The sequence below is a fragment of the Rhizobium sp. PDO1-076 genome (assembly GCF_000247475.1).
Classification (GTDB): Bacteria; Pseudomonadota; Alphaproteobacteria; order Rhizobiales; family Rhizobiaceae; genus Allorhizobium.
Window position 1 is genome coordinate 1 of sequence record NZ_AHZC01000043.1, and the last position, 11,396, is coordinate 11,396.

Genomic DNA, 11,396 nt, shown 5'->3' on the forward strand with positions numbered 1-11,396 from the left:
GCGTATATCCTCTTTTTGCCTCCTCCGGCAAAGTTGTCATACGTATTTTACGTCATTCAGTCAATAGTCATCGTACAGGTTGACGTTGTTCGCGCAGAAGCGTGCGGTATCGGGCCTGGCTGCCACGCAGATGCCGGCGCATGGCATCTCGGGCGGCTTCCTCATTGCTTGCGGAAATGGCCTCGACGATATCGGCGTGCTCCGCATCGATCAGGCGGATATAGGCTGCCTGATCCTCGTCGCTTTCTTCGCCGCGAAGGGCGGCGCGCGGAATGACGTTTTTCCCGATCATCGCCAGGAATTCGCGAAAGCGTGGATTGTTGGTTGCCTCGGCGATCGCAAGATGCAGGGCGAAATCGGCTTCGCTGCTCGATTTTCCGGCATCGAGACATGCGCGCACGGCATAGTGCTGCTCCAGGATGACCTCTTCCTGGGCCGGTGAGCGGCGGAGCGCAGCAAGCCCTGCGGCCTCGACTTCCACGGCGGTTCGAAGCTCCAGCAGCTCGATCATAGAGGAGACCCGCGCCGGGTCGATGTGGGCAATGGACAGGGGAGCGGGGGCGGGTTCGCGTGGCTCCAGAACAAAGACGCCAGCGCCTTGGCGTGCCTCGACGAGGCGGTCTGCACGAAGGGCTGCAATCGCCTCCCGGACAACTGTGCGCGAGACGCCATTGGCCTCTGACAACTGCGCCTCGCTCGGCAGCTTGCTGCCCGGTGGGAACTGGCCGCCATGGATGGCGCGACGCAGATTGTCGCTCAGCCTCTGCGTCAGAGTCCCCGATCCAGCCTCCAATTTCGCTTGTAGAGCCATGCTCATCTCCGCCTTCGTTCAACAGTCAAGGAACTTATGCATAAACTCGTCTGTCAAGTTAGCCAAGCACGAAGGAGGTCATCGGGGAATATTGACCCAATTGATGCTACCTGTATGATGAGTTGAATGGGTCCGAATGCGGCCATCTGAGAGCGGACTAGGGAGGTTTATGTGAAGCGACTATTGGTAACCGGCGCTGCGGGCGGACTTGGCAAGGCGATGCGTGGTCGTCTGAAGGGCATGGCAGATGTCTTGCGCCTCTCGGACATTGCCGACATGGGCGAGGCGGCGGCCCACGAGGAGCTGGTTGTCTGCGACCTGGGCGACCGTGCCGCCGTCGACAGACTTGTCGAGGGCTGCGACGGCATCATTCATCTCGGCGGCATTTCCGTCGAGGACAAGTTTTCCAAGATCCTCAATGCCAATCTGCTGGGACTTTACAATCTCTATGAGGCGGCGCGGGCGAACGGAATGCCGCGCATTCTCTTTGCCAGCTCCAATCACACGATCGGCTTTTACGGCCAGGACGATTATCTCGATGCCAGTGCACCGATGCGGCCTGATGGTCTTTATGGTGTGTCGAAATGCTTCGGAGAGGCGCTGGCCAGCATGTATTTCGACAAATTCGGCCAGGAGACGGCGCTGGTGCGTATCGGCAGTTGCATGGAGAAGCCGAAGAACCATCGGATGCTGTCCACATGGATGAGTCATGACGATTTCCTCTCCATGATCGAACGCATCTTCCGCGTTCCGCGCCTCGGCTGCCCGGTCATCTGGGGCTGCTCCAACAATGACAGTCGCTGGTGGGACAACTCTGCTGTTTCCTATCTCGGCTGGCATCCGAAGGACAATGCCGAGCGGTTTCGCGCCGAGATTGAGGCGACTGTTCCAAGGCCTTCGGCCCAGGATTCGATTGCCATCTACCAGGGTGGGCCTTTTGTTGATGACCCCATCTTTGAGGAGGATTGATGCGATTGGTGCGTCACGACTTTCGTATACATGAATGAAATGAGCCGCCGCGTGCGGCCATTTTTTGTTCAAAAAGGTCAATGTTCAAACCCGCGAGAGGTTCTGGGGACCCTTCGGACGGTGCAGGACCGGGTGATGTGACCGGAGCGGCGGCCGCATGGTTGGTTGCACCGTTTTGGTGCAGTGGAGAAAGTCGAATGAATATAACTTGTTATATCTCGTCAGGATTTCACCTTGCGATACGCATAGTGAGATATGCGATTTAGAGTTGCGCACAGTTTAGATCATCGTCAAGGCATACCTGGAAAGCAGAGTGGGAGTCGTATGTGTCGCTCTCTATTGTGGAGGGTTCGAGGCTACGTTTACCGTTGATATAAGATATTGTTGAATAGGATTAACATGGAAAATCCCTAAGTTTCACCCTCGCACGACATCCGAATGTCTGCCCTAGCAAGCATCTGAAAACAATAAACAAATATTGTCTCTTTGACGCATTTTCACGCGCTGCCGTGTTCTGATTCTCGCGGTTTCCGCTACGACAATTCTGCAACTATACTTGATTTTATCGGTGCAGCGTTTTCCATGTTTTGGAAAAGCACGTGACTCTCGTAGAAGCTTGAGTATACATCCGAATCTGGATTTTCTCCCGAGTTGTTGGGGATTCCGTTTTGAGGGGAGAGATCGCAAGGTCATTGATGATTTCCCAAAGGTTAATAGGCCCAAAAATGGTTCTTTTAACCCATAAGAATTCATAGATTGGCGTGACGGCTTCGGCTAGGTTTCGCCACACTTGATCAGACAGTCTCAATAACTGCGTAGTTCGGCTACGAGGGGGATATGAAGAAAATTTCGATGCTCGCAACGACGGCAATTTTCGCCGGTACGATTGCTCTCACCACGTCGCTGGCCACTGCTGCTGATCTCCGCGAAGCAATGCAGACTGCCGTTTCCACCAACCCGGATATCGGACAAGCGGTTGAAAACCGCGAGGCTGTCGAATTCGAACTGCGCCAGGCGCGGGGGCTTTATCTCCCCAGCATCGACTTGGAAGCCTCTGTCGGTGTCAACAACCTCGACAGCCCTAGCCGCCGTGCGTCGGGTATCGACGGCGACGATCTCTATCCGAGCGAAGCCGGTTTGACGATCACGCAGAAGCTTTTTGACGGCGGTGGTCGTCGCGCGCAACTCGACCAGCAGGCCTCGCGTGTCGACAGCGCCTCCTATCGTGTCATGGAGCGTAGTGAGACGATCGCGCTGCAGGTCGTTCGGGAATATCTCGAATTTCTGCTGCAGTCGCGTATTGTTGCCGAATCCCAGGAGAATGTCCGCGTTCACCAGGCGCTTCGCGGCGATATCGGTTCGCTGATCTCAAGCGGAACCCTGACCGAGGCGGACAGCCAGCAGGCCGATGAGCGCCTGCTCGCTGCCCGGGCCCGTCTCCAAGAGGCGACGGAAGCACTTCAGCAGGTGAAGATCTCGCTTCTGCGTCTGGTCGGTACGCCGATTACCGGCGGCAAGATGCCGCCTTCGCTGGTGGCCCAGTTGCCGAAGAGCCTTGACGTGGCTCTGGACACTGCGCGTCGCAACAATCCGCGTATAAAGGCTGGCTTGGCTGACGTCGATGCGGCGGATGCCGGTGTGCGCGGTGCGCGCAACAACTATTTGCCGGAAGTGTCTGCCGAAGGCCGTTTGGTCACCGGTACGGACACCGGCGGCGACGAGGGCCGCACTACCGACGCTCAGGTTCGCCTTGTCGCACGCTGGAACCTGTATCGCGGCGGTATCGACCAGGCCCGTGAAGAAGAACAGATCCGTCGTGCCGGCGAGCAGCGTTTTGCGCTCGACTCCGCACATCGCGAAGTCGACGAAGCCGTGCGCCTGTCCTGGGATCGTCGTATCCAGCAGCGGCAGCTTGCCGGTCTGCTCAAGCAGCAGTCCAATGCGAATGCGCAGCTGGTGTCCAGCTATCGCGAACAGTTGAATATCGGCCAGCGTTCGCTGCTCGACGTGCTTGGCGCGCAGAACACCAAGTACAATGTCAACGTTCTTTCGATGACGGCACAATATGCATCGCTGTTTGCCGAATATCGCCTGCTGGCTTCGACTGGCAGCCTGTTGAAGGCCATGAACATCACCCCGCCGAAGCAGAATGATGCTTATGCGCGCAGCGAGTTCAAGGTCCGTTCCGGCGGCGAGCCCCAGCAGAAGCGTTTGGTCTCGAAGCAGAATGCCGGCCTCCCGATCGATCTCTTCGCGACAGCCAACGACTGAGCGAAGCGTCGGTAGATTAGGAACGGTATCTTAGAATGGTAGGCTCAGCCTAATGACCAACGAGTTTACCGCGTCCTTTCGCGCCTTGGCCGGTTTCATGAACCGGCCAACCGCCGATATTCTTCTTTTCTCCGGTGTGCCCTTCGATCCTCAGGCTCCGACCTATGAGGAAGTGGAGCGACTGGCGAGCCGTATCGGTCTTGATGCCCATCAGGTCACGGTCGATGAACTTCGTCGCCGTGCCTTCGAACTGCCGTTGATGCTGCTCTTTGCAGACCGCACATCCATGGTGCTGCTCGAAGAAGACGCGCATGGATTGTCCATGCTCAGTGGCGATGGCACGCGAGTTACCTTTGCCGAAGTCCTGCAGAAACCGGTGGTTTCCGCATTCTCCTTTGCTGCCGTCTATCAGAACGACAGCGAAGCGGGCGTCACGGGCATGGCCGAGGAGATCGATCGCGTCCATTGGCTGCGTGCCATTCTCAAGCCGTTCTGGCGTTCATATCTGGACGTGGCGCTGGCCACCTTTCTGATCAATGTGCTGGCGCTGACAGCACCGCTGTTCACGATGAACGTCTATGACCGGGTGCTGCCCAACAAGGCGGTCGCGACCCTCTGGGTTCTGGCCATCGGTGTCTCGGGAGCAATCCTTTTCGACTTCATCTTGAAGTCCATCCGCGCTGCCACGATCGATTTTGCCGGTCGCAAGGCAGATCTCAAGCTGTCCTACAAGCTCTTTGACAAGATCCTTAACACGTCGCTGAAGTCGCGGCCAATGTCGACGGGCGAATACGCCAACCGCGTGTCGCAATATGAATTTGTCCGAGAGTTCTTCACCTCGAATACGATCAGCGTGGCCATCGACTGCGTCTTCGTCTTCATGTTCGTGGCGGTCATCTATATCATCATCGGCTGGATCGCCGTTGTGCCGCTTGCTGCATTCTTCATTGTCGCAGCGATCGGCTATTATGCGCAGATCAAGATCGGCCGGGTGATGGGAGCAGCGCTGAACGAGGCGTCCCAGCGCCAATCGCTGCTGATCGAGTCGATTTCGGCACTGGAAACAATCAAGCTGCTCAACGCGGAAGCCACGTTGCTGCGCCGCTGGCATACGCTGGCCAAGAATGCGTCCCATACGTCCGAGGAAATCAAACATATCTCGGCCTGGGCGGCCAATATCACCCAGTTCATCCAGCAATTGGTGACCGTGGTGATCATCCTCGCCGGTGCCTATGAATTTGCGGCGGGCAATATCACATCCGGTGCGATCGTCGCGACAACGATGCTGGCCGGGCGCGCCGTTGCACCGCTCGGTCAACTGGCACTGACATTGGCGCGTATGCGCCAGGCCTTCCTGTCGTTGCGCATTCTTGATGAAATCATGGCGCAGGACGAAGATCGTCCATCGACCACCGGTTTCGTCAACCGGACGATCAATAGCGGTGCACTGACCTTCCACAATGTCGGATTTTCCTATCCCGGCACAGATCATCAGGTGATCAACAACATCAGTTTCACCATCCAGCCCGGCGAAAAGGTCGGCATTATTGGTCGTGTCGGTTCGGGCAAGACGACGATGGGGCGCCTGATTTCCGGCCTCTACACCACGGGTGGCGGTCGCGTCCTGATCGATGGCGTCGATATCCGGCAGTATCATCCTGCCGTGGTCCGCAGCGCGATCGCCTTCGTTTCGCAAAATTCCGACCTGTTTTCCGGCACGGTCAAGGACAACCTGCTGATGGCCGCGCCGACGGCGACGGACGAGCAAATCATTGAGGCCGCCAAGATCGCCGGCGTCGACAGTTTCGTCTCTCGTCATCCACGGGGTTACGACATGCCGGTGGGCGAGCGTGGCAATCTTTTGTCAGGTGGTCAGCGGGCGGCAATCGCCATTGCGCGCATCATGCTGCGCAAGCCCTCAATCGTCTTTCTGGACGAGCCATCGGGTTCGATGGACATGGCCAGTGAAAAAGAGCTGATCGACAAATTGCTCAAGTGTTTCCCCACAGATGTGACGCTTCTCGTTTCCACGCATCGCTACAGCATGCTGGCGCTGGTTGACCGGCTGATTGTCCTCGAACAGGGACGATTGATCAGCGATGGACCGAAAAATCAGGTGATCGAAGGTCTCAAGGCAGGCTCAGTGCCGGCGCGGGCGCGGGGTTGAGCGATGTTCAATTTTCCAGACTTTTCCGCACTGCTGAACATCAAGATGCCATTCAATCTGGGTGGTTCGTCAGATGCGGATAGCCAGAGTGTCGAGCGGCAGGCCTGGGCCCCGCGGCTGACGCTCTACGTCTTTGCGGCCCTTCTTGTGACCTTTGTGACCTGGGCGGCATTTGCCGAGCTTGAGGAAATCTCGCGCGGTGTCGGCAAGGTCATTCCTGTGTCGAAGACACAGATCATCCAGTCGAGCGAGCCGGGCATCGTCCAGGAAATAGCGGTCCAGGTCGGTCAGGTTGTCAAGAAGGGTGACCTTCTGGTCCGGCTCGATGACACGATGACGGCGTCCTCCCTTGGCGAAGCGCGGGCCAAGGCACGCTCCCTGATGGCACAGATCGCCCGTCTGGATCTCGAGCAGACCGGCAATTTCACCGCGACATATCCGTGTCCCGACGAAATTGCCAAGATCGCACCGCTGATTTGCGACAACGAGGCCCGCTTGCTGCAGGCGCGCGCCGATACCTATCTCAACAAGCGCTCCGTTCTTGTCGAGCGTTACGAGCAGCGCCTCAAGGAAGTGTCTGAAACACGCGAGAACATCGCGCGCCTGCAGACAAATCTGGCGATCACACGCAAGGAAGAAGCGATCCTGGCGCCTATCGTGGCCAAGAAACTCGCGGCTCAGACCGACCTTTTGCGGGTGCAGAAGGAAGTGGCCGACAATGAGGGCCAGCTCAAGCTTTACGCCGAAACGCTTGACCGTATCCAGCGTGCGGCCAGCGAAGCGCAGCTGCAGGTCGAGGAAGTCAAGCTGCAGACCCAGCAGGAAGCGCTTGCCGCCAAGACGGAAGCGCTGTCGCAGTTGTCAGTCATCGACGAGACGATCAAGGGCGCCGAAAGCCGGGTGAGCAATACCGACATCCGCTCGCCGGTGGATGGCATCGTCAACACGATGGATATCAATACGGTTGGCGCCTATGTGAATGCCGGCGCTGTGGTCGCCGGTGTCGTTCCGACCTCAGACATCCTGTTGATCGAAGCGCGCCTGTCGCCATCGGACGTCGCCTTTGTGCGCCCGGGACAGCACGCAGTCATCAAGATCACCGCCTATGACTATACTGTTTACGGCGGCCTTTCGGGCAAGGTCGAAACGGTATCCGCCGACAGTCTCGTCGACCAGGAAACAGGCGACGCCTTCTACCAGGTGCGCGTGCGCACCGACAAGGCAGCACTTGAGAAGGATGGGCAGAGCTATCCGATTACGCCCGGTATGGTGGCATCGGTCGATATCATCACCGGCAAGAAAACAGTGCTGACCTATCTGCTCAAGCCGATCATCAAGGCGCGGCAAGAAGCGTTGCGGGAGCGGTGATGGGACGATCAATCTTCAAAGGAAACTCGGATCAGCCGGAAGACAGCGCCAAGCTGATTTTCCGCGCGGTCACGGCCAATGGATCGCGTCGCGGTATCAGGCTGGAGAATGCATTCTGGACTTCACTGGCAGAGATTGCCGGCGAAGAGGGCAAACGCGTCGGCGACCTTATCGAGGAATATTCCGAACGGTATCCGATGCTCGACAACGCAACTGGTGCGGTGCGTCTCGGCGTGCTGGAATCTCTGCGCAAGCGATACAACGAGCGCAAGGCAGCCCGCGACGTCAAGTTGACACTCGGTGTGGTTGCCGGCAGCCCGGCCCCTGCCTTTGCCCTGTCGAGCGACAAGAAGATCATATCGTATAATTCGGCTTTTCTGACGCTTCTGCAGGCGCGCCTTTCGCCTCTGTCGTCAGACGTGATTGGCAGCGGTCTGAAACTGCAGCTCGACATTCCCTTTGAGGGGTTAGTGGCCCGCCTGAAGGATGATCCGCAAAATCCGATCGTGGTGAATTACACGATCGTGGCACAGCAAAAGGCCCTGCGCGGTCGGATGAACGCTGTACTCGCCGACCCCGCCGAGGGCGGGGCCATCATTGGGTTTCTGATCAACTGATCACGGTACTTTCCGCAGACACGATATTTCGGCCGGAAATCAGCCCGGGACGGAGTTGAAGTCAACGGTCTGCGCGGCGATTGCCTCGCCTTCATTGATGAAGCCGTGGATCCATGAGCGATTGCCACTCATCGAGTAGAGCGGCTGATATGTGCGATAGCTTGTATCGAGACCGGCATTGCGGCGCAGATTGTCGAGGATGTAGTGACCCTGTGCTGTGGAGACAGCCAGAACGGCATGGTAGATGTTGCGGTCGGTAACGCGCAATACGACGATCGACATACTGCCTTCCGGAATACCCAGTGCCTTCAGCGCCGCCATTTTCAGGATCGCATAGTCTTCGCAATCACCCTTGCCCGTGGCCAGGGTCTTGGCGGGCGCCGACCAATGGTCCATCTTGCCGTATTGCTTCTCGTCAGATGTGTAGGCGATCATGCTGTTGATCGCATTGCTGATATAGCTCAGGCGTTCTTGGAAGGGCATCTGCTTTGCGCTTGCCAGCACCTGGACAAGTCGTTTCTGATTGGTCGAACACTGCGCTCCTTTACCATCGCCTGCGCATACCGAGATTTCGGGCATGGCCAGTTGCGCGCGAACGCGCTGCCAGTTGGCTGTCACGGGCAGTTTGCCGAACGGTATGGTGACCGAGGCGAAGACAGCTGACGATGCCGGCTTTTTCACCGGGCTATCCGGCATTGCCCTGGCTGGCGACACTCTAGGCATCGCTGCTTCGGGCCGCATGGCGGCCGTCATGCGCGCATAGATGACCTCTGACAGCATGAGCTGGCTTTCTGAGCGCAACACATAGCCAAGGCTGATGTCGGGAAGCCGGCTCGACAGGGCGAAGGCCGATGGTGCCATTGCGCCCACAAGCGTAAGGGACAGGGCGGCTGTCGTTGCTATTCTTTTTATTAGTTTTTTATTTGTTGAGAACCGCATGTCTTTCTCCGAGTTATGGGAGAAATCTACATTTAAGCTCCAAAAACTTCGAAAATAGACTTAGATTATTCTTATATAATGTCCGTTGTGGCATTTATGTAAAATTTTATATTGTTGAGAAATGTCTCTGTCGCCTAACTGCCGTTAGGTGAGCCAAACAGCTACAGAGGGACCAGATTCGCAATGTGAATATCAGGTTATGCATCAAGATTAACCAAAGAACAGATGGCTTGTAATTGGACATATCAGATTATGTTTTAACCAAACTCCACCCAGTTTTGTTCGTTGTGCAGCCCGATATTCAATGGTTTACGTCTGGTTAAATTAATCAGGAGTTCACCATGCTGGATCGCAACGTTCCGAACGAGAATATTGAAGTTGAAGCTGAGTATATTGCTGAAGGCACTCAGCCGGCAGCAAAGATCGTCGAAGTTGCCCAAGCCAACAGCCAGGATCCGGGTTTCGTTGATCCGGCTACCGGCGCTGCAATCGGCGTGCCGTCCAATGGTCAGTCCAATTCAGCCGCGACGCGCTTCGTTGCCGACGCGGCCAACACGATCACGCTGCCGGTCGGTGTTTCGCTCGACAACATCGAGATTGACGGCAACGACATCATTCTCGTCCAGGCCGATGGTACCCGGATCGTCATCGAAGGCGGTGCGCTGAATGTTCCTACATTCCTGATCGGCGCGGTTGAAGTTCCCCAGCAGGTTCTGGTCGCGGCGCTTCAGGCCAACGGCATCAATGTTGCCGCCGGCCCGGATGGCGCCGTTTCCGTCGTCAGCAACAGCGGTAGCGCCGGCGGTAATTTTGCTGAAGGTTCCGGCGATATCGGTGAAGCCGGCGATACAATTTCGCTTCTTTCCGACACGGATCAGGCCGACGCCGGCGATGGCGGCGAAGACGAACAACTGGTCGATGCAAATGATGCGCCGGTGATCCTGTCTGCCTCCAACGGTGGCGCAGGCAGCGTGACCGAGGCGGTTGATCTTTCGGAAGGTGAAATCGGCAATGCCGATCAAACCGCCACGGGCACCATCACCTTCACGGATGTAGATCTCGGCGACGTGCACACAGTCACGGCGGTCGCTGCTGGAGAAGGCTATCTCGGTAATTTCACCGCGGTCGTTACCGACAGTGCAACGTTTGACGGTCAGGGCACTGTCACATGGACCTTTACGGTCGCCGACAATGCCATCGACTTCCTGGCCGCTGGCGAAACACGCACCCAGAGCTATGTCGTAACCATCGCAGACCGCAACGGCCTGCCGGTTCAGCAGACAATTACCGTCAACATCGTCGGCACCAATGATGCGCCGGTTCTGGACGCGGGAAATGTCGAAGGCGTATGGGACGACGTGTCGGAAAATGAAGAGGGCATGATCATCGATCTGCCGTCTGAGATGGTGAAGATCGCTGCCGTGGAAGGCGAGGAATCTGGCGAAGAGCCTGCTTCCGAAGAGCTGCCTGTCACCCATACGGTTGACGGCGTGCTGACCTTCACGGATGTCGACCTGATCGACACACATGTGGTGTCCGTCAGCGACAGGTCGGAGCAGCAGGAGCGGACCTATGTCGGTCAGCTCGAAGCTGTTCTGACCCAGGACACGACCGGCGGAGCTGTCGGTGAGATCACCTGGACGTTTACGGCCGATGACGCCGAACTCGACTTCCTCGCCGAAGGCCAGCAGATCAGCCAGACTTATGTTGTCACTGTGACGGATAGTGCCGGTGCAACCAGCCAGCAGACGATTACGGTTCGCATTTATGGCTCCAACGATACGCCGGTCATCGAAAGCGCGGTCAGCAAGGGCTCCGTCACGGAAATTGCCGACGGCGCCAAGGGTGAAAACGTTGATGTTCTCGAGGCCACCGGAACGATTGCGTTTTCCGACGTCGACACCATCGACAAGCACAGCGTGGCCGCAGAAGCGCAAGGTGAAGACTATCTCGGCACGTTCGAGGCAGTGATTTCGGACAGCGCGACCGGCGACAACGAAGGTGAAGTGACCTGGACATTCAAGGTTGCCGACGCTGCCATCGACTACCTCGCTGCCGGCGAGACCCTGACCCAGACCTATACCGTCATCGTTAGTGACGGCAAGGGCGGCACCGTTGCTCAGGACGTGACAGTTACCATCACCGGCACGAACGACGTTCCGGTCCTGGGCAAGGGCTCGACCGAGGCGACCGTGACCGAGTTCGTTGATGGACGCGGTCGTGACGAGACGCCGCGTGGCTTCGACAAGGGCGG

At 57.3% G+C, this 11,396-nt stretch carries 8 protein-coding genes; 6 read left to right on the plus strand and 2 right to left on the minus strand.

What is annotated here, in order from left to right:
* Positions 1-67 precede the first annotated feature (67 nt).
* Positions 68-811: a FadR/GntR family transcriptional regulator gene (locus tag PDO_RS03745; protein WP_007598013.1), complete on the minus strand. Its 744-nt coding sequence runs from the start codon at positions 809-811 to the stop codon at positions 68-70.
* A gap of 171 nt (positions 812-982) precedes the next feature.
* On the opposite strand from PDO_RS03745, the gene PDO_RS03750 reads away from it, so the two are divergent.
* The 5 genes from PDO_RS03750 (at position 983) to PDO_RS03770 (ending at position 8,203) form a co-directional block, all read left to right on the plus strand.
* Positions 983-1,780, plus strand: coding sequence for an NAD-dependent epimerase/dehydratase family protein (locus tag PDO_RS03750; RefSeq protein ID WP_007598014.1), 798 nt, complete (start codon positions 983-985; stop codon positions 1,778-1,780).
* A gap of 837 nt (positions 1,781-2,617) precedes the next feature.
* Positions 2,618-4,051 carry a TolC family outer membrane protein gene (locus PDO_RS03755; RefSeq protein ID WP_007598016.1) on the plus strand — a complete coding sequence of 478 codons (1,434 nt, stop codon included), beginning with the start codon at positions 2,618-2,620 and terminating at the stop codon, positions 4,049-4,051.
* Between the two features lie 52 nt (positions 4,052-4,103).
* Positions 4,104-6,218, plus strand: coding sequence for a type I secretion system permease/ATPase (locus PDO_RS03760; RefSeq protein WP_007598018.1), 2,115 nt, complete (start codon positions 4,104-4,106; stop codon positions 6,216-6,218).
* 3 nt (positions 6,219-6,221) lie between these two features.
* On the plus strand, positions 6,222-7,586 hold the full coding sequence (locus PDO_RS03765; protein ID WP_007598020.1) for an HlyD family type I secretion periplasmic adaptor subunit: 1,365 nt from the start codon (positions 6,222-6,224) through the stop codon (positions 7,584-7,586).
* The gene (locus PDO_RS03770) at positions 7,586-8,203 is read left to right on the plus strand and encodes a ribbon-helix-helix domain-containing protein (protein ID WP_007598022.1); all 618 of its coding nucleotides are present in this window, start codon (positions 7,586-7,588) and stop codon (positions 8,201-8,203) included. Before PDO_RS03765 ends, PDO_RS03770 begins: the two co-directional genes overlap by 1 nt.
* A gap of 39 nt (positions 8,204-8,242) precedes the next feature.
* Here PDO_RS03770 and PDO_RS03775 read toward each other — a convergent pair whose 3' ends face one another.
* Entirely contained in the window at positions 8,243-9,064 is an 822-nt protein-coding gene (locus tag PDO_RS03775) for a transglutaminase-like cysteine peptidase (protein WP_052023376.1), read from the minus strand.
* Positions 9,065-9,483: 419 nt separating this feature from the next.
* On the opposite strand from PDO_RS03775, the gene PDO_RS03780 reads away from it, so the two are divergent.
* A partial coding sequence (locus PDO_RS03780; RefSeq protein ID WP_007598025.1) for a VCBS domain-containing protein occupies positions 9,484-11,396 on the plus strand: 1,913 nt, incomplete at its 3' end.

Bases quoted from the DNA above. Each gene is read 5' to 3' on its own strand.
- PDO_RS03760 (WP_007598018.1), top strand. From the start codon at position 4,104: ATGACCAACGAGTTTACCGCGTCCTTTCGCGCCTTGGCCGGTTTCATG.
- PDO_RS03745 (WP_007598013.1), bottom strand. From the start codon at position 811: ATGGCTCTACAAGCGAAATTGGAGGCTGGATCGGGGACTCTGACGCAG.
- PDO_RS03755 (WP_007598016.1), top strand. From the start codon at position 2,618: ATGAAGAAAATTTCGATGCTCGCAACGACGGCAATTTTCGCCGGTACG.
- PDO_RS03770 (WP_007598022.1), top strand. From the start codon at position 7,586: ATGGGACGATCAATCTTCAAAGGAAACTCGGATCAGCCGGAAGACAGC.
- PDO_RS03765 (WP_007598020.1), top strand. From the start codon at position 6,222: ATGTTCAATTTTCCAGACTTTTCCGCACTGCTGAACATCAAGATGCCA.
- PDO_RS03775 (WP_052023376.1), bottom strand. From the start codon at position 9,064: ATGGCACCATCGGCCTTCGCCCTGTCGAGCCGGCTTCCCGACATCAGC.